Origin of the sequence: Dinghuibacter silviterrae (assembly GCF_004366355.1) — a bacterium.
In the GTDB taxonomy this organism is placed as follows: domain Bacteria; phylum Bacteroidota; class Bacteroidia; order Chitinophagales; family Chitinophagaceae; genus Dinghuibacter; species Dinghuibacter silviterrae.
Map to the genome: position 1 here is coordinate 3,972,987 of NZ_SODV01000001.1, position 21,079 is coordinate 3,994,065.

The window sequence follows — 21,079 nt, forward strand, 5'->3', positions numbered from 1 at the left end:
ATGCGCATACTCATTACGATCGCCTTGCTTGCCGTGCTCCTTCCTTCCGACCGGCACGCGTCCATTCAAACGGTAAACCTCTATAGGAACCTCCGGCGGCTATCCGCCCGGGGGTTCCTCTTCGGTCACCAGGATGACCTGGCCTACGGCGTAGGCTGGCGGTATGAGCCGGGCCGGAGCGATGTCAAAGACGTGTGCGGCGACTATCCCGGTCTTTTCGGCTGGGACCTGAGCGGCAGGGAATCCGGGCACGACAAGGATATTGACGGGGTGCCTTTTGACAGCATCCGGCGGTATGTGCGCGAGGTGTATGCGCGGGGTGGGGTGAATACGTTTAGCTGGCATTGCCCGAGTCCTCGCGGGGGTACTGCCTGGGATACTTTACCAGGGTCTGTCGGGTCCATTTTACCGGGTGGTGTTCATCATGCATTGTATGTCCAATGGCTGGACAGCATCGCCGGTTTTCTGGGGTCGCTGGGCGGGATCCCTATTCTTTTCCGGCCCTTTCACGAGCATACCGGGAGCTGGTTCTGGTGGGGCGCACACGAATGTACGCCTGCCGAGTATAAAGCGCTTTGGCAGTTTACCCACCATTATCTGAATGACGTCAAGGGCTTGCACAATATCCTGTGGGTGTTTAATGCGGGCGATAACTTTAAAAGTGTGTCTTCCTTTCTTGAACGCTACCCGGGGGATGACTATGTGGATGTCGTCAGTTTCGATGCGTATCAGTATGGCGCTTCTTTTCAACACTCCTTGCGTGCATCGCTGTGCATTTTAGACAGTGCGGCTTTTTTAACGGGCAAGTTGGAGGCGCTTGCCGAAACCGGCTACGAACAAGTCCCCGACCCCCACTGGTGGACCGGCGTTTTGGCGCCCGCCCTCGCGGGACACCCCCTTGCGTATGTCCTTGTCTGGCGCAACCATGGTTGGAATCCTTACATGAACCCGCCGCATAATCACTACTATGCCCCCTATAAGGGGCAAGTCTCCGCGGCTGATTTTGTACAATTTTACTCCCTGGAAAACACATTGTTTGAGCGGGACGCAGCAAAAGCAAAACTTTATGACCATTGACTTCTACGAACGCCTGGAGCAACTGGAGCAACAACATAACGAGATCGTCAGCGCGCCCAACGAGCCCGAGACAACGGGGAACGGTGTGTACCGCCGGTACAAACGCCCCATCCTCACGGCGGAGCATACCCCCCTGCACTGGAGGTACGACCTGAACCCCGCCACCAATCCCTTCCTCATGGAACGTTTTGGCATCAACGCGGTGTTCAACGCGGGCGCCATCAAATACGACGGGCGCTACCTCCTGGTCGCCCGCGTGGAAGGTAAGGACCGGAAATCTTTTTTTGCCGTGGCCGAAAGCCCCAACGGCATCAATAACTTCCGGTTCTGGGAAGAACCCATTGTCATGCCCGGCACCGACAATCCCGACACCAACCTCTACGACATGCGTGTCGTGCAACACGAGGACGGCTGGATCTATGGACTTTTCTGTACCGAACGCAGGGATCCTTCCCCGGCGCCTTTCGATACGTCCTCCGCCGTGGCCCAGTGCGGTATCGCAAGGACGCGCGACATGCTTACCTGGGAGCGGCTCCCGGACCTTCGTACGCCTTCGCCCCAGCAACGCAACGTCGTCCTTCACCCCGAATTCATTCACGGCCAGTACGCTTTTTATACACGTCCCCAGGACGGCTTTATCCAAACCGGAAAGGGTGGGGGCATAGGCTTTGGCCTGGCCCCGGACATCACCCAGGCCGTCATCACCCATGAAACCGTGATCGCGCCAAAGGTTTATCATACCGTATATGAAGGCAAAAACGGGCTGGGCCCCGCACCCATCAAGACGCCCCACGGCTGGCTTCAACTCGCCCACGGCGTGCGCAATACCGCCGCCGGTCTCCGGTACGTGTTGTATATGTTTATGACCGACCTCCAGGACGTCTCCAAAGTCATCCACATTCCCGGGGGGTATTTTCTTGCCCCCGAAGGCATCGAGCGCGTGGGCGACGTCAGCAACGTCGTCTTTTCCAACGGCTGGATCGCCGACCCCGACGGCACCGTGTACATATATTATGCCTCCAGCGATACCCGTATGCACGTCGCCGTATCCAGCATCGCGCAATTGACCGACTATGTGATCAACACTCCGGAAGACGGGCTTACCTCCGAGGCTTCCGTCAAAACCATCCTTCGGTTATCCCAGCTAAATCGCACCACGCAACGGTAGTATCCCGTCCACTTTTTTTGGAATCCTCCACTTTTTTTGGCGGGAGAACAATATTTATACTATCTTGGCGACAAACCAGTACCTAATGAATAAACTGATCAACAAGCCCTTAGTGGCTATCCTTGCGTCCGGTATCCTCCTCTCCACCATCCCCACCGGTTGTAAAAAAAGCAGCAACAACGGCTCCGGCTCCGCCGTCTCTGCTTCCTTTAGCTCCGGAAGCTTTAGCTCCCAACAAAGCCAGGCCTTCTACAGCAAATCCCAGGCAGCCTTTGTGATCGGGGGATATACCATTGTCAATGGCGATACCAGCGTCATCGAGCTCGACCTTACGTCCAACGTCACCCTCAACACCCCCGTGACTTTCGCCAACGGTCAATCCGTTTACTACTACGATAGTAAAGGGACCTTCTATTTTTCCGGCGATGTCACCAGCGGCCATGGGTCCGTTACGATCACGAGCTGGGACACCACCCACACCAAACTGACGGGCACCTTTACCGGGGTTCTACCCAGCACCACCAATGCCTCGGATTCCCTGGTGATTAACAACGGGCAATTTAATGTGACGTATATAGCGGAGCCGTAGGGCATTCGGGGATATTTGCTTATTCTTCTCGCGGCCGCCCTTGCGGGCCGCGCACTATAAAAAAGGCCCGGGGTTTTCCCGGGCCTTTCTATTATTCTAACGCTCTTCTTATTTAAACGCGATGTGCAACATCCGCATCGTCGTCAGCGGCGACCAATTCCCTTCCGCCAGGATCCGCCGGATCGTATACAGGGGCGCCTGATCCCCGATCTTGTCGCCCAGTTGGAAGGCCGCTTTCACGCCACCTTTTTTTATCCAGTCGACCGCCGCGTAATCCCACGACCCGAACGGGTATGCAAAATAGACGATAGGCTTCCCCGTGATCTGTTCCAGCAATGCCTTCGGCTTTGTCAATTCCAGGTTCCAGGCTTCCGCCACCTGTGCGTCCGGCGTCGTGTACTTCTTCGTATTGACGATCTTCGTCACCACCGGGTTACCCGCATGCAGCTTTTTCACATTCTGGTGATCCCATGTATGGATCGCCACCACGTGTCCATGGTCAGACAACGCCTTCACCTGGTCCTTCGTCATATAATGCGGTTTTCCCAGGGGGATCGTCATGACGAAAAACACGCCCTTATAACCATACTTTTCCAGCTCCGGCATCGCGACCGTATAATGCTCCACGTGCGAGTCGTCAAAGGTCAGCATGATCGGCTTCGACGGCAGCTTCGTTCCCTTGGTCAGGTAGTCATACAACTGGTCCGGCAGGATCGTATGGTACCCGCTATCCGCCAGCATCTTGATCTGAGCCTTAAACAGTGCGATCGTCATCGTATAGTCCGGGCTGCTTTTACCCTGCACGTCTTTCAGGTTATGATAACAAAGGATAGGCACCTGCGGACGGCCCTGTCCATAACACAATTCGCCGGCGCCCGCCAGCAACAACAGCACATAGAGTGAGATCGACTTCATACTTTACTTTAATAGTTAATAAGTTGCGGCAAAGGTAGAGAATCCGATATATTTGTACCGCCTGACGTTTTATGACCAACAACCTACTGGAAACCAAAACTTTAAGAGAACAAGTCCTCCCGATCCTGGCTTTTGCCGGGCTACTGCTTGCTTTCATTGGTTATGTCAAGTGGAGGGAATACCAGCTTGTCAAGGACAGCTATATTCGCAACGGCGCCTTGATAACGTCTTACACTGAAAGCCCCAAATATCGCGGCGAATACGATCTGGAATTCACTTTTACGATCGGGCCGGATACCTATACCGGTTCCACCAGGTTATATCATCTTACCGACGCGCCTTACTCCTTTATCGGCAGACACGTTCCTGTCGCTTATGTGCCCAATAACCCGGGCAACAATAAGCTGATGATGACGCCAAAGGATTTTGAAGAGCGGTATTATACTTATCCCGATTCGTTGCATTGGGTGTTGCCGTTTTTGGGGAAATAGCATAGGACTGCTCATAAAAAAATAATTTTCAAATTTTCTTGACGGTGTAGAAATTTTTCTACCTTAGACGCATTGTAATACTTCTGACTGCTTACTGAAATTTCACATTTATTATGAGATCCGTTCTTTTCTTGCTTTGCGGCATGGGCCTTTTCGTGTCCGGCCGGGCCCAGTATGTGTATACCATCAAGGCGGACAGCGTACGGCTAACGGGTGGTAGCTGCGATTCCACGGAACTGATTATTCAGAACCATACCCAGGCCGTACCGGGTTTTCTCTTTAATACGGGGAACGGACGAACGGTCTTCCGAAAGGTACTTCAAAAGATAGGCCCCGGGACTTATCTCGTCGGTGCGGATACGCTGACAGCCGGTTCTTTGCTCTCGGTGGATACCGTGGATAATATTGCGCAACTCGAAAATTATTCCGGGTACATGACTGTTCATACGGTCATTGTCTCCGACACCTTGAGAGGGGGCGTCTTCAATTGGTTTCCGTCCGGTATGCCGGACAGCGGCAGGGTATTTCCCGGCGGCGGTTCGGGTTTTTGGATCCGCAACGTCGGAGACAAACAGTTTGCCAACCCTTGGTGGTATGGATTGAGGCCCAATTCCCCGGGGGATACGACGGGTGCTCATGCCAATGCCATCGCCCTTCAGCGCTGCGTAAACGCCAACCACATCGTCCAAATCCCCAGTGGCAACTATTATATAGATAGTACGGTCTACCTGTACCAGGGTACAAATATCGGAGGCGTTCATGCGCAAGGCGGCAGTAATACTAACGGAGGTACAGCGTTGATTACAACGGACACGGTAACGGCCCTGGCCTATACGCTGACGGGGGATAACAACAGCATGACCTTTATCCATGACCTTAGCCTCAACAATATCGCCACCCCGGGCGTCCTTTCGAACGACGGGATGGTCATCTCCCGCGGATTATATGACGTGCAAAGGATGATCATCAGCAATTTCAGCGGCAGCGGCCTTCACGTAACCAGCCTGGTCAACGGTCTGAGTACCATTGCCGACAACGGCAACCTTACACTGGTGTCTGCGACCGGCAATGGCAGACATGGCATAGAAATATCCGGGGGCGCCGATATCAGCAACTGCAACATCAACCAGTGTCAGTCTTCAGGCAACCAACTCTCCGGCTTTTACCTGGCCGGCAATCATCATGTCATCATCAATTCCAATTCCACCGGTAACCATCAGTATGCCATTGATGATGAGGGAACGTCCAATGTCTACCTCAATCCTTATGTTGGCGCGGGGATAGGCGATACGGTCATGTTGAACGGCATATCCGGGGTCTTCAATGCCGGTGCGTACATCGGCGGCGGGTTTATCCTCGCCGGAACAGGCCTGGACAATGGGTGGTCATACAATTGGGGAAGCAGGCATTCCGACTACGGTCTCATGGCCACTGTAACGAATTATACGAATGCCCGTTCCATATTAAACCTGGATACGACGTTCGCCTATCATAGTTACCAACCGGGTCATTCGATGTATTACTCCATCCAAAACAATACGCCGCAACCGGAAGTAATCGATATCAATACCGTAGGAGGGCCGATGACGAACATTCCCGCTATGGTCGGAGCGGGTATATCCGTTGGTGGTTACCTCGGATTTGGCGGCAATTATTCCATAGGGACGAATACGGCCTGGGGGCAGGGCATTATATGGAATTACGGAAATTTCAATGCACCCTACATCACATCGGATGGCAATCAATATGGAAACCACAACGTCGTCATCGCTGCGCCTAATGCCAATTTGTATCCTTATGACTTATCTATCGGTGAAAATGGCGATTATTTTGGCCATGCGGGTGTTTTTCTTGGTGGACAAACGTATAGGGGGCTTTACGATGTCGGATCCTCCGTTATTTCTTACGCAAAACCCTCCAACGCGACCACCCAAAGAGAAGCCGGGTTCATGGCATTTACGAATGTCGATAGTATTTACCTACAGCCCAGGGCGAATTCCTACGGTGTAAGAAATTGGGTGGATACCACGGGACAGTGGAACTTTGCCACCTTTGGCTTGAATGCCAGTGTCGCCTTCGATCAAACGCTGGGCGGCAATTATAATTTTCAGGCACACGACGGCAGCAACCAGGTGGTCATCAATACAGCCAACAAGTCCACCTACGCCAGCATCCTCAAAACGGGTCCTTACCTGTCCGGAGCGGCCAGCGACTCCATCCTTGTCTGGCATGCATCGGACAGCAGTATCCGGAAGGTTGCGGGTTCCGGTACGGACACCGTTTGGGGGAATGTCAGCACATCGGGGTCCTCGGTCACACTCAGCCTTCCTGCTGTAAATGTCAATTTGACATTTACATACAGCTCGTCTGCTACAGAAACCGCGGCTTTATCTACCATATCAGGCAGCGCCACTGTGAATTGGACCAGGTCTGCGATATATGGTACTTCCGGTTCCGCAAGTTCCACCGGTGACGGCGTTTCCCTCAGCACCAGCCCGAGCACCATCGACGCCACGGTGTATAATCAAAGCAACGAACAGTGGAAGCTTAATATCATGAATCCGACGACCCGTGCGGTATACGAGGTCAATGCCATGTTGTCGAACAACGGTGCGAATACCATTTTATGGGCGCGCCGAATATTTTGATGGTACGTAATGCTTACTGGCAGTGGGTCGTTTGGATATCGAGTAAACTCTACAAAAAAATAAACGTCAAAATTGTTTGACATCCTTCAAGAATGTATATTTTTATCCAGTTCTAGTAGCTATACCTTAAACACAAAATATTACCCTTAACTCCATGAAGAGCCTTGTGATCCTGCTCTGCAGCCTGAGTATTGCCATACTCGGCCGGGCACAGTACGTGTACACCATCAAAGCGGACAGCGTTCTCATCACCAACAACTGCGATTCCGCGGAGCTGATTATTCAAAACCATACCCAGGGCGTACCAGGTTTCCTTTTCAATACGGGAAACGGGAGAACGATTTTTAAAAGGGCGCTCACCAAGGTAAGCGACAGCCTTTACCTCATTGGGGCGGATACCTTAAAGGTCCCATCGGGCCAGGGCTTGAGCGGAGGGAATACGTATATTCTCAACCAATACAGCGCCCAACAAAACGCCAATTCGTGGTATGTGAAAAACATGGTAGATACCCTTACTGTCAACAAGCAGTTTGTGGCTTACAACCCGGGCGTCGTCAACGACAGCAGTTTTTTCTCGGTGGATACCAGTGGGGACACCCGGGGGATGTTTTATATGTTTGGACCCTCCAGCCGATACGTGGAGCTTGGCTGGACCGGTGGAGGAGCGGTGGATTTCTGGTGTAACCAAATCCACGTCGATACGGCGGCTTCCTTTTACGGCGCGGAACAGGAAAACGGGTTGTATACCTTTTGGCAAACCACTTATTTCCCCAACTCCAAACCGACTTACCGATTTTATCCACATCAACATGGACCCGGTGGGGCACAACCGCCCATGGTCGTGTCCTCTACCACTACAGGGCGGGCATACTCGTTTACCAATGCGCCGATATTGGGGTATTATCTACTGGGTGGGAATTCACCGACGGATACCAACGGGAATACGTACGGATCAACGGTCGTTTTTGTCATCGACACCGCCGGGAACGGTGCTTTTAATAGCCTTCAGGTCGACGGCAAGAATGCGTCCGGCCAGGCGATGTATTTTGCCAACAACAGTTTATCCTCCGGGGCCGCGACGGATAGCCTGTTGACGGATAGCGCGGGTTATGTACGGCACGTGTCCATATCCAGGCTGCCTATCGCCAGTGCGGCGAATGGGTTGACGGATAGCGCGGGGACTGTTTTACTTGGAGGAAATCTGTACAAGGGTACGGACCTGGAAGTGCCACAGGACTCCCTTTTTGGCATCGATCTTAAATCCTCGAATTATGGGTCCGGATTTTTTGCCTGCGGAAAGGACCCTTACTTCCCGCTGTATATGGGTGTAAGCAATACAGATTCCACCTCTTATGGCTACCAGGTCTTTTCGGCTGCGGGTTTTCCGATAGAGCAGGATATCTATGCGAACAACAACAATATCATATCCGTGTTCGACTCGACCATCAGCCTTTTCCAAGGGAACTCTGAAGGGTCACCCAACGGCATTGACATTTTTGGTAGTGACGGATACGTCGAAATAGGAGGATACGAAAGTTTAGGAGCGGGCGGCCTGGGGCCGGTATTTGAAATAACGGGCAAGAACTATGGCAGGCCGGGGTTGTTGTTCCTGGGCTCTTATCTAAATTCGGACACGACCGCTTTCCTTCAGACCAATAGAGGCGGCGCCGTATCGTTGCGATCGATCCGCTCCATCAAAGACCCCCATTCCATCGTTTCCGCGACCAGCGGAGGAAGCGCCACTTTGACCAACGACGGATACACCTTTCTTCAATCCAGCACAACGCTCTCCAGCTTTACGATCAATTTTCCAAGCAGCCCGGTAGATGGGGATAAGGTGACGGTGAAAAGCCAAAGCAACATCACCTCGGTGTCCTGGTCCGCGGGTAGCAATTCCGTGGCGGCGCCCATCAACCTGACGGCTGGGCAAAGCGTGGTTTTTGTTTTCGATAACGCCACATCCACCTGGTATTAAAGCGATACTGCTCATATCGCTCCTGTTAACCATTGTTCTGGTTTCCTCCGCGGGCAGTATGTACACCCCGGCGGACACCACCTTGCCCGTGCTGAAGACACTTTCACGAAAAATTGCTTCAAAAAAGGACTCATTGCTGAACTCCGTCCATAAGAACCTGTCCAAAGCCGACTCCCTGACCCCCAAAACAGGAAAGCATTTGGCACACCTGCAATTGCATAAGACCGGCCCCCCCGCAGGGAGCGATACCCTTGCAAACCCGGCGCCCAATGCGATTGCCCAGGACCACGGGGTTTGCCGGATCGTCATCGGCCGGCCGATCTGGGTGGCCGACACCGTCAAGGCGCCGCTCAAATCGGATAAACTACCACCGCTCCCGGAACGCAAGGTGCCCTTCTTGCAGGTGCACGGGAACATCCTTTACGACGTCAACTACTATTCCCATATCGACACCCCGTACAACGAGACGGACGTATACCAGCATACGATACAGACCTACCTGGATATCCTGATCAAAGGACAATATCCATTCCGGATCTACCTGACCAACCATTTCAGCAATTCACCCCTGTTTCACAACTTCTCGGACTTCAATCTTTCCTATACCAACACGGCTTTTAACCAGGGTATCAAGGACCAGTTGAGACAGCAATACATGAACTCTCTGCCGGGTCAGCAAAAAATCGACAGCCTGGAGAACGCGCTTAGAAACGACCTCGCCAAACTGAACGGGTTGCATGGCTGGATGAACAACCCGGACCTGATCCAGCAGTTGGTGGAAGCAAGGGAGAAGGCATACCTCGCCGGGCGCAATAAAGATACCTCTTCGTGGATGGGCAATAAGGCGGGGGTGATGGGTCTTGCAGGCGGGCCGCAAGGCAAGGTAGATACTGCCCACCTGGACTCGTTGTATGCGGTCCGCCAGCACCAGGCGGATTCCCTGGAACACGAGGTCGCCCGTCTTCAGAAACTGCTGGCAACGACCCGGCAGGCGGGAGGAGCCGAGGAGAACAAGAACCTCCAGGACCTTCAAAACGCGGAATCACCCGGGCAACTGGAAAAAGAAATGCGCGTGCTCCACCTCAGCGATTCCAGCCTGCCCAAAGGGTACAAAACCCTTATGGCGGTCAAGTCGGTGTCCGTGGGCCGGAGCATCGTCAACTATTCGGAACTGTCCGCAAAGGACATCTCGATCAATGGTCTGCAGGCAGAATACAATCCATCGAATTACTATGCCGTGGCGACGGGTGTGGTCGACTACCGGTTCCGCGACTTTTTATTGCAACAACCCGGCCAGCCCCGCCAGTATATGAACGTGTTACGGTATGGACGAGGCATGCGCGATGGGAACAGCGTCATCCTGACCTGGTACCAGGGCAAACGGCAATTGTACAGCGCTTCCAGCATCGACACCGGTCAGACCCAGGTCCCGGCGTCCAACCTGATGGGGCTGACCCTTCAGGGGAATTATAAGGTGACTAAAAACATTCTGGTTACTGCCGAGGTCGCCAAATCCTCGGTTCCGGCTTATGTCAGCGACTCTTCCAAAAAGGAGGGCGGTCTGGCGGGGCAGATGCTCCACATGAGCGACCGGTCCAACGAGGCCTATTCGGTCATGGCCAATGCTTTTTTCCCGGCGACACAAACACGGCTGCGGGGCTCCTTCAAACACCTGGGAGAAAACTTCCAGTCCTTTAGCGTGTTTACGGACGGTTCCGCGCAGACCGCGTGGAACGGCAGCCTGGACCAACTCCTGTTCAAACGGCAACTGGACCTGGTGTTATCGGCCTATACCAACGACTTCAGCAATCCCTATATCAGCCAGCAATACCGGAGCACGACGGTGTTCAAAAGCATACAAGCCACCTGGAGAAGACGGAACTGGCCGGTGCTTTCGGTGGGCTATTTCCCCTCCAGCCAACTGACAAAACTGGGGAACGGCTCCTACGAGGAGAACCTGTTTTATACCATGGTGGGCAATGCCACGTACACCTACACCTTCCACAAGCTGATGATGAACACCACCCTGGTGTATACCCAGTTTTACAACCGGGCCTCTGACTCCGGCTTTACCTATTTCAATACAAAAAACCTCCTCCTGAGCCAGTCGGTTTTCCTTTCCCGGCTGACCCTCCAGGGAAATGCTTCAGCAGCGGCCAATACGGACTACAACCTCTACACCCTCGAAGGGAAGGCGCAATACAACCTGACGAAGAACCTGCAGGTAGGCGCAGGGGTTAAATACAACGAACAGACAGTTTACGATATACAACAATGGGGCTACTCAGGCGAACTGACCTGGCGCATCCGAAAGCTCGGCCAGATCCAGTTTTCCGCAGACAAAGGCTTTATACCCGGGATGAACAACCGGCTGGTGCCCAACAACACGGGCCGGCTTACCTATTTCAAAACTTTTTGAATGACGCTCTTATGTATAAAAAAGGATTGATCGTTTTGGGGCTCCTGGCCACCCTGCTGACGGGAAAGGCGCAGGTCAGCATGACCCTGCAGCTCCCGCCCGTGGGCACGCTGGTCAAAAACCAGCTCTGGAACGTGCTGCTGGTGAACTCCTCCAACGTGACGCTGATGGTGCGCATCAACCTGGTGTTACTGGACGAACAAACCAATCAACCCGTGCTGACCGCGACCACCGCGCCCATCGCCCTGCCCAGGGGCGCCAAACAAATCCAGGCCAAGGACCTCGGCCCGATCGACTATACGTACGGGAACACCGCCTATCACGTAGACGCCAATCCCAACGGTCTTTTGCCCACGGGTCGTTTCCAGGCCTGTTACAGGCTGGTCAATGCCTATAAGGCCGCTCCGCTGGCGGAGAGCTGTCTTCAGCTCAATGTCGATCCGCTGAGCCCACCGCTGTTGAACACCCCCTCCGACTCCGGGAAGATCTATACGTTTTATCCGCAGTTTACCTGGCTGCCCCCGACGCCCCTCGGTCTTTTCAGCGACCTAAGCTATGCCCTGGTCCTGGTGCAGGTGTTGCCCGGTCAGACAAAGGGGGACGCCATCCAGGAAAACGTTCCTGTCTACAACGGGACGTTTATCAAAACCCTTTACCTCAACTATCCTTCCTCCTTCAGAGCCCTTGACACCGGCAAGGTGTACGCCTGGAGGATCGTCGCCATGAATGGTACCCAGCCCGCCGCGATGAGCGATGTATGGACCTTCAGGGTCGTGGCCCCCGCGCCGCCCAGGCCCACCAGGGGAGACGACTCCTATATCGCGTTGAAACGCTCCCTGGACGCCTCGGTCGCTTCCTGCTCGGGGCTCCTCAAACTCACTTATACGAATCCCACCCGCGATACCCTGGCCCGTTATACCATCACCAGCCTCCAGGAAGCGGGTAACCCCGTCGTCCAGCAAGGGTTGCTCCCGCTGAGGTACGGACAGAATTTCGTTGAAGTACCGCTCGCGGGTTCTTACGCCGCTCATAAGGTTTACCTCTTCCAGTTCGTCAACAGCCGTAACGAAACCTGGAGCATCAAATTCACCAACAACCGCTAAACGCTCCCCATGATCTTGAATTTTTTTGCACGGTATCAGAAGTTTGTAGCCCTGTTCCTGTTGGGGACTTTTTACGCGCAGTTTGCGTTGGCGTTGCATATCATGCGGGCCACGTATGGGGGGACGGAGATCGTGAAGAGGGAGGTGCATGATGGGAAGGGGCTGATGGGGCCGGTGCGTGTGCAGGCGAAGGCCACCGTTAGGCCGGCCGAAAAGGCCGGTGGCGCCGGCACCGCTGCGCTTTCCGCCGTTGCCATGCGGGCCATTGTAGGCGCTATGGCTGCGCCTGCCAAGGTTAAAGGCGGCGGCCCCAGCCAACCCGAAATGCAAGCCTTCACCTCGGTGAACGCCAACAATATGGTGGACCTGTTCAGCGGGGATTTTTCCTACAATATTCCCCTCCTGGATGTGGGTGGGTATCCTGTCAACCTTAGCTACCGGACCGGGTCAGGAATGGATGATGATGCCAGTTGGGTGGGGTTGGGATGGAACATCAATCCGGGGAGCATCACCAGGAATATGCGGGGGTTGCCGGATGACTTTGATGGGGGAGGGGATACCGTCCGGAAGGTAGCGCATATCAAACCCAACAAGACGTGGGGTGTGTCCGTCGGAGCGTCATTTGAAATATTCGGCTTAGCCAGCGTGGACCCAAGCCTGGGATTGTTCCACAACACGTACAACGGTTGGGGAATGGACATCAGCGCCAATGCCTCCATCAGTGTAGGATCCAAAACGCATGGGGCCATGACGGGGGGATTGTCCCTATCCGATAACTCCCAAAACGGCGTCTCCATTAATCCAAGCATAGGCGCCAAGTTTGGGCAGATTGCAAAAATCAACAACGGAGGGGTATCCATGGGTACCAGCCTTACCGCTTCTTACAATAGCCGGAGTGGTTTGAAGTCGCTTTCGCTGGGTATCAATGACGGGGCAAACAGAGATGCCGATAAAAATAAAAAAGAGGATGCCGGAGGTGCATGGTCTCCCGGCATTACATTCGCCGGCCCTACATACAATCCGACGATCACCATGCCCACCACCAACCAGAATTATACGCTGACGGTAAAGGTAGGGGGCGCCATAAGCGGTCTCTCTCCTGACCTTTTTGCCTCGGGCTATGTCAGCAATCAATACGTAGCCAACTCGGATACAGCACTCGTACTCCCGGCCTTTGGATACCTGAACTACCAGGACATCCGCAACAACTGGGGCGGTCTGACCGATTTTAACAGGGAAAAAGAAATTCCTTACCGTGAAAAACCGGCGATTCCGCACATTGCTGTCCCTTCTTACACCTACGATGTCTTTACCATTAACGGTGAAGGCACCGGCGGCATGTTCCGGGCCTATAGGGGGGATGTAGGATTCGTGGCCGACCACCTGATCACCGATAAATCCATCAGTGGTGCCGCCAGCGTGGACCTCGGTGTCGGGGATGATGCACACTCCGGCATCGACCTGAATGCCAATTACGCGACCACAACCAGCGGCCCCTGGCTCCAGGACAATACCCTCAAAAACAGCATCGGGTTTACCAACAGCAACGGGCTGTATGAAAATGCATTTTTCCGCAACCCGGGCGAAAAGGCCATCAACAACAAAGATTTCTATACGGCGCTCGGCGGGGACGACGTGGTGACGCCGTCTCTTTTCCAAAGGGGAGGCACGAACGGGGCCACCGTCACGGCCACGAACACCCTTCTCCGGGAAAACGGTCAAAAGCCGGACGGCACCACGCAGCTCACACCATCCAGCGCCATCCGGGACGCACGCGAGAAGCGAAACGAAGTGATCACCTACCTGACGGCCAAGGAAGCGTCCGTGGTCGGCCTGGACAAATACATTTACCGGTACGCCCTCAACCAGTTCACCCTGCGCTCCTGCGAGAACGACGCCCCGGAAACGAATAGCGGCAACGGTAGCGGGCTGATGGGATCGTATTACAACAACCCGGGCTTAAACGGGGCCCCTCAACACGTCCGGCTGGATCCCGATGTCTATTTCAACTGGGACAAGCAAAGTCCATTTGATTGCTCCCAGGGTGGTTATTCGACAACCCACACAGACCGGAGCTTCCCCCATTCCAACTATTCCGCCACCTGGCGAGGCTCTTTCAAACCACCTGTATCGGGCAACTATATGCTCCTCCTGGGGAGCGACGACGGATCCAGGATATGGATCGATGATTCGCTTTACATGAATACATGGTACCCCCACGGCCTGGAGCATCCGGCACCGGATACAGCCCACTTCAACCTGGTGGGGGGACATCTGTACAATATACGGATGGATTATTTCCAGGCGTATGGTTATGGTGTTATGGAAATTGGATGGCGGGCACCCGGCATGCCCGTGAACAACAACTATTATCCCAAACCTGCCGATACCCTGCCGACCGCCTATCTCTATCCACCCGTTACGGTCGACACGGCTGCCGTCAATGCAGTCATCACCCGGGAGGACAGGGTCAACAATTTCCGGCAGTCCAACCACATTTCCGAAATCAACGTTTTGAATCCGGACGGGCGGCGCTACGTGTATGGCATACCGGTTTATAACCTCCAGCAAAAAGAGGTGAGCTTTGCCACCGACGCCACCCGCGGCTCGCTTGCCAGCGGGGAGACCGGGTACACCGATGGGGTGGACAATACGACGGCCAATACCAATGGAAAGGACGGCAACTTCAGCAAGGAGCAGATCCCGGCGTATGCGCACTCCTTTCTCCTGACGGCCATCCTGTCACCGGACTATGTGGACGTGACGGGTGACGGGGTCTCCGACGATGACTTGGGAGACGCCGTGAAGTTCAACTATACAAAGACCGCGGGCATTGACAACCCGATGGGCTGGCGGGCACCGTACAACGACAGCGCCAGTTACGCCGAGGGTGCACGGTCCTATTCCAGGGATGACAAGGGGCACTATATCTATGGCACCAAGGAGCTTTGGTATCTCAACTCCATCGAGTCCAAGACCATGATCGCCACCTTTACGCTCCAGCACCGGTCCGACCTGATGAGCATAGACGAGCACGGGAACAAAACCGACAGCTCGAAAGCGATGTGTCTGAAGGAAATCGATCTTTATTCAAAGGCGGACTTCCTGGCGCATAACGGGCCCGCAGGTGCGACACCTATCAAGACGATCCACTTCGAGTACAACTACCAGCTTTGCCCGGGCATCAACCGTCCCGGCGACTCCACTACCGGAAAACTCACCCTTCAGCGGATCTGGTTCACCTATAACGGGAACGACAAGGGCGCGCTTAACCCTTATGTTTTCCATTACCACAACAACAACCCCATCTATACCCCGGCCTCGGTGGACAAATGGGGTACCTATAAGCCGGCGTTGTCCAACCCAGGCTCTTCGACCAGCAACCTGATCACCAATGAGGACTATCCTTATGCCCTTCAGGACAGCACCCAGGCCGCCTATAACGCTGCCGCCTGGGCCCTCGATTCCATAGAGCTTCCCAGCGGCGCGAAGATGAAGGTCAATTATGAAAGCGACGACTATGCGTATGTGCAAAACCGGCGTGCCACCCAGATGTGCAAGCTGGCGGGTTTTGCGACGATCAACAATGCGACAACCTTTTATCCGCAACTGTATACGTCCGGAGGGGATATGCTATATGCCTATATCAATGTCCCGTATGCCCCCACCAGCGTTCAGGACATACAAGCCCGTTATTTTGACGGGATCAGCAAGCTGTACTTCAGGATGTACCTGCAAATGCCCGCAGACATCTGGGGCAGCGGTTATGACTTTGTTCCCGCATATAGCGACATCGATACGGCAGGGGGGAACTGGTGCGGCATGGTGCCGGGTTCTCCCAATATGATCTGGGTTCGCCTGAAGGGGGTGAACAAAACAGGGGACGGCGGCGGCAGCCTGAACCCCATAGCGGAAACCGCGGTGAACTGGCTTCGCCTCAACCTTCCGGACAAGGCTTACCCTGGCTCGGAAGTCAGCGACGACCTGGATTTCAAAACCGGGCTGACGATGATCCGGGCGGAGGGTGCCAACATTCTTGAGCTCCTCAACGGTTTCAGTAATACAGCCCGATACAACGGCTGGGTCAACCAATTCGATACGAGCCGGTCCTTTGTCCGGCTGGACTGCCCGACACTAAAGAAATACGGGGGTGGCCATAGGGTCAAAAGCATCCTGATCCACGACAACTGGCACGCCATGACCAACAATACCCGAAGGGAAACGGTCTATGGTCAAACGTATGACTATACCACCACCCAGACCGTTAATGGCGTCCCGACCACCATCAGCAGCGGGGTCGCTTCCTGGGAACCCTCTGTGGGGGCGGAAGAAAATCCTTTCCATCTGCCTATCGAATACGTGGACCGGGCGTCCGTTTTGGCACCCGCCGCGTCCCTGTACACCGAGGAACCATTGGGCGAATCGTTTTATCCCGGCGCTTCCGTGGGGTATAGCCGGGTGAGGGTGCGCTCGATCCATGGCGCGGAGGTTAAATCTGCCAGCGGGTTTTCGGAGTCTAAGTTCTATACGACGTACGACTTTCCCACCACCTGGGACTATACCATGCTGGACAACAACACCAAAAAGCGTTGGAAACCCCTGTTGAGCAATTTCCTCAGGATCAACGTCCAGAACATGCTCACCTTTTCACAAGGCTTCAAGGTGGAGCTCAACGACATGAACGGAAGGGAACGGTCGACAGCCGTTTACGCACAAACGGATTCGGTCAACCCGATCTCCTATACGGAAAACTTTTACAAGGTGGACAACCCTTCCGTTCAGTTCAAACACCTCAACAATACAGTGTCGACGATAGACCCTTATGGGAATATCGATACAACAGCGATCATCGGGAAGGATATGGAAGTCATGACCGATATGCGGGAACAAACCTCACAATCCGTGGGCGGAAACATCAACCTCAATACGGACATGTTCCAGGTCGGCGTCCTGCCCACCCTCATACCCGATCTTTTGAACCTTTATCAACACGAGGTCGATCGTTTCCGGTCCGTGGCGATGGTCAAGATTATACAGCGCTATGGCATCCTGGACAGTGTCGTTCACATCGACAAGGGCAGTAAGATTTCTACCAAGAACATGCTCTACGACAGCGAAACGGGAGATGCCCTGCTGACCCGGACACAAAATGAATTCAACGACCCCGTCTATAACTTCAGCTACCCGGCGCACTGGATGTACAACGGTGCCGGGTTGGCCTATCAGAACATCGACGCGGTGCTGACCGGGGTCAATATTCAAAACGGCAAGATCGTATCGGGTCTTAGCCAGCCGGATACGACCTACCTGACCCCCGGTGACGAATTGCTGGTCTACAGCCGGGTACTGATTGGTCCCGGTGACACGGCCACCTTCCCGGATCCATACAAGCTGTGGGTCATCGATACCAACCTGGTGCACGCCACCGGTCCAACCAGTCTTTATTTAGTGGACCAATACGGTGTCCCCTTTAACGGCAATTATGCCACCATAAAAGTCACGCGGTCAGGCCACCGCAACCTCAACAACATGGTGGGTTCCGTCACCTCCCTGGGGAACCCGCTCCGGACGGACGGCTCCGGCAATTACCACCTCGTTTTTGATTCGACGACGGCGGTGGTGGCTGCCTCAGCCTCCGAACTGCAACAACTGTGGCGGGTAGCCGACCGGCACCGGTCGGACATTCAAAACGTCTGCAGCTACAGCCAGGCCGACAGTGCAAACGCTGCCGCCCAGGGCTGTGCCTGTTTGAGGCCTTTGTTCGACTACCTGCTCTCGACCCGTCAGCTCTTTATACACAAATACCAACACACCAGCGTACGGACGCTTGTCCTGGACGCCATCGCCGCCGGCAAAACGATCGACACCACCAGTTGCCCGATCCTGAGTGCAAATTTGTCGCTGCCTTTTTATGCACTGACCTTCGATACCCTGACTTCCCTATATCAATGCCGGCTGGGGAACGACATCATCGACTTCAAAAGCCTATCCGGTCAGGCCATGGCGGTCTACCAGATGGTCAGCCAGTCCTGCGACGGCTTTGGCAGGGTGGTCTATAAAAACCCGGCCATCGTGGCGCCCGCGCCTGATACGGTCACGGTCAACCTCTACCCCTATTTTACCGTCAACCTTATGTCTTCCTTAGGGAACTGTCCGTTCTACCTGGACACGCTCCTGACGGCCGATTCCACGACGGACCACATCATGCTGGAGAACCAGCTTGCCGTCATGGGACAAACCCGGAATTCGGTGGCGGAGCTGCGGTTTGATTCGTTGTATAAGATTCCGATCAACGCGACGATCCTATCCGCCAAAGTGTACTTGAAGGCCGATACCCGGGGACACATCCCGGGCCTGTACGATAGCGCCAATTCCACGAACCGCGTTGACTCCGTCGGCGTGGCGCTGGCTGCCGGGGCGGGTTATGTGCCTTATATGGACTTCGACACCCTCCTTTATGAAGGGTATTTCGGCCCCTGGGCCTCCGGCGCGCGCAACCGCCAGCCGTTCCAGAACGATACGATTGACGCCATGGCGTTCGTACAAGGGTATACGCAGTTTACGTACAACAACAACGCCTTCGTCCTTACGCAAGGGTCCGGAGGGATGAACAACCAGGATTCCCTGGCCAACGTCCCCTTGAACGGGGGTGTTCCGCCCTACCTGTTGAGCGGTTATACCAATTACTACGCGACTTTCTACAACCAGCACTACGCCGATTCCACCAAGTGGCCGGTCATGCAGGTGACGTATATCGCACCCCAACCGGCACTGGATACCATGGGTGCCGTCCTCGTTTTCAACTCCACCGTGGATTGCAACACCGTGATCAGCAGGTCCTGCTATAGCGCCGTCACCGATACGCTGGTCAATCCTTATCAGTATGGCATCTTAGGAGACTTCAGGCCATCCCTGAACTATGTCTACTATACCCGGAGAACGGAGTCCGATCCCACACAACCGACCAACATCCGGAAATTCGGGACCATCGTCAATTTTGCGCCCTTCTGGGTCCTCAACAACGGGAACTGGGGGCCGGTGTACGACACCACCCGCTGGGTGTGGAATACCCAGAGCACCCTGTATAACCAAAAGGGGTACGAGATCGAGAACCGGGACCCGCTGGGCCGCTTCAACTCCGGGTTGTATGGGTACGGCCTTAACCTGCCCGTCGCCGTTACCCAGAATGCACGCGTCCAGGAAACCGCTTATGAGGGTTTTGAGGACTATGGCTTTATTACCAATACCTGTGACACCGTCTGCCCCGAATCACGCCCCTTCGACTTCTCCGCCTATCAATACGAGATGAGCGATTCGGCGGCGCATACGGGTTTGTATAGCCTCCGGGTGCCCGCCGGGCAGACCGTCAGCATCAGCGCCCCTGTACAAGCCGCCTACGACCTGAGTAACCCGTCCTTTAAGGATACCGCGTCGGCGGGTGCTTTTGCCGGCCAAAAGGCGGTCTCCGCCCTGTTGCCTCCCTTCGAACCCTATCAAGGCAAACGCATGCTGGTCAGCACCTGGGTAAAAGAGTCGGTTGCCTGCACCTGTCAACAATACACCAATGATCACGTATCGATCACCTTTACCGTAGGGGGTGTGTCCACCAGTACCCCGCTACATACCGCCGGGAACATCATCGAAGGCTGGCAGCGATACGATACACTCATCGACATACCGGCAGGAGCGACCAACCTCACCCTGTCCCTGGCCGCTTCCGGTACAGCGACCACTTATTTCGACGACATCCGGATCCAGCCCTTTAATGCGGAAATGAAATCATACGTCTACAACCCGATCAGCCTGAGGCTAATGGCGGAACTGGACGAGAACAACTACGCCACCTTCTATGAATATGACGACGACGGCACCCTTATCCGGGTGAAAAAGGAAACGGAGCGTGGCATTTTGACCATCAAGGAAACCAGGAGCGCGCTCCTCAAAAACAATTGATGATGAAAAGAATTTGTTTTGCCCTTCTCGCACTGACGGCCTTCCGGGGTTATAGCCAGCCCCTGGATCCCGCGGCGACGGCCCTGCTCGAAAAGGTACATCACGCCTACACACGACCCGACTACCTCAGCTTTAGGGTCGACTATACTTATGCCAACGACGACCAACCCGGTCAACCACTGGAGCGCCTGAGCGGCGAGGCGGAAATGGACAAGGGCCGGAGCCGTTTCCTCATCGAAGGAGTGGAAACCGTATCCACTGAACAATATTCTGTGGAGGTTTTACCGGATGCCAAGTTGATCTACCTGTCCAAGGCGCCCCGTCCAGGTCTCCTGGACCCGGTCAATGCCCTGGACAGCGCACTGGCTCATGTAAAGGGCTTGCAGGCCAGCGTCACCGATAAAAGCGTCCTTGTGCTTCGGTTCCCGCCGGGTATGATGTACAGCCAGATCCGCCTGGTAATCGACCCGGGAACGGGTTTGATAAAAGAAGCATTGTACGACATATCCACGACCGGTCTTCTCGAAAAGGACCAGTTGGATGCACCCGGTCACCAGGCGCCTTACAAGGATAAAGGACAAGTCCATGTCCTGTTCTCCGGGTATGCCCATGGGCGGTTCACAGACGCTTTGTTCGACCCCAGCCGTTTCTTTACCCGGTCGGGCAATACGGTTCAACCTTCCGGTTCCTATAAAGACTATCGAATTTTCCTTGCCTCTCGTAACATCTAATCCTTATGCG

At 54.5% G+C, this 21,079-nt stretch carries 11 protein-coding genes; 10 read left to right on the forward strand and 1 reads right to left on the reverse strand.

What is annotated here, in order from left to right:
- The 3 genes from EDB95_RS17145 (at position 1) to EDB95_RS17155 (ending at position 2,834) form a co-directional block, all read left to right on the forward strand.
- The gene (locus EDB95_RS17145) at positions 1-1,077 is read left to right on the forward strand and encodes a glycoside hydrolase family 26 protein (RefSeq protein ID WP_133995021.1); all 1,077 of its coding nucleotides are present in this window, start codon (positions 1-3) and stop codon (positions 1,075-1,077) included.
- On the forward strand, positions 1,067-2,245 hold the full coding sequence (locus EDB95_RS17150) for a glycoside hydrolase family 130 protein (protein WP_133995022.1): 1,179 nt from the start codon (positions 1,067-1,069) through the stop codon (positions 2,243-2,245). The genes EDB95_RS17145 and EDB95_RS17150 overlap by 11 nt, the downstream gene beginning before the upstream one ends.
- Before the next feature lie 85 nt (positions 2,246-2,330).
- Positions 2,331-2,834 carry a hypothetical protein gene (locus EDB95_RS17155; RefSeq protein WP_133995023.1) on the forward strand — a complete coding sequence of 168 codons (504 nt, stop codon included), beginning with the start codon at positions 2,331-2,333 and terminating at the stop codon, positions 2,832-2,834.
- 108 nt (positions 2,835-2,942) lie between these two features.
- Here EDB95_RS17155 and EDB95_RS17160 read toward each other — a convergent pair whose 3' ends face one another.
- Positions 2,943-3,749 carry a polysaccharide deacetylase family protein gene (locus tag EDB95_RS17160; RefSeq protein WP_133995024.1) on the reverse strand — a complete coding sequence of 269 codons (807 nt, stop codon included), beginning with the start codon at positions 3,747-3,749 and terminating at the stop codon, positions 2,943-2,945.
- Between the two features lie 71 nt (positions 3,750-3,820).
- Here EDB95_RS17160 and EDB95_RS17165 point away from each other — a divergent pair, with 71 nt between their 5' ends.
- The 7 genes from EDB95_RS17165 (at position 3,821) to EDB95_RS17195 (ending at position 21,069) form a co-directional block, all read left to right on the forward strand.
- Positions 3,821-4,240: a hypothetical protein gene (locus EDB95_RS17165; protein ID WP_133995025.1), complete on the forward strand. Its 420-nt coding sequence runs from the start codon at positions 3,821-3,823 to the stop codon at positions 4,238-4,240.
- A gap of 113 nt (positions 4,241-4,353) precedes the next feature.
- Complete coding sequence (locus tag EDB95_RS17170; protein ID WP_133995026.1) at positions 4,354-6,888, forward strand: hypothetical protein; 2,535 nt, start codon at positions 4,354-4,356, stop codon at positions 6,886-6,888.
- 154 nt (positions 6,889-7,042) lie between these two features.
- Entirely contained in the window at positions 7,043-8,863 is a 1,821-nt protein-coding gene (locus EDB95_RS17175; RefSeq protein ID WP_133995027.1) for a hypothetical protein, read from the forward strand.
- Positions 8,864-8,996: 133 nt separating this feature from the next.
- Positions 8,997-11,282: a porin family protein gene (locus EDB95_RS17180; RefSeq protein WP_133995028.1), complete on the forward strand. Its 2,286-nt coding sequence runs from the start codon at positions 8,997-8,999 to the stop codon at positions 11,280-11,282.
- Entirely contained in the window at positions 11,279-12,385 is a 1,107-nt protein-coding gene (locus EDB95_RS17185; RefSeq protein ID WP_133995029.1) for a hypothetical protein, read from the forward strand. The genes EDB95_RS17180 and EDB95_RS17185 overlap by 4 nt, the downstream gene beginning before the upstream one ends.
- A gap of 9 nt (positions 12,386-12,394) precedes the next feature.
- Complete coding sequence (locus tag EDB95_RS17190) at positions 12,395-20,338, forward strand: PA14 domain-containing protein (protein WP_133995030.1); 7,944 nt, start codon at positions 12,395-12,397, stop codon at positions 20,336-20,338.
- Positions 20,338-21,069, forward strand: a complete 732-nt coding sequence (locus EDB95_RS17195; protein WP_133995031.1) for a hypothetical protein — start codon at positions 20,338-20,340, stop codon at positions 21,067-21,069. Before EDB95_RS17190 ends, EDB95_RS17195 begins: the two co-directional genes overlap by 1 nt.
- Positions 21,070-21,079: the final 10 nt, after the last annotated feature.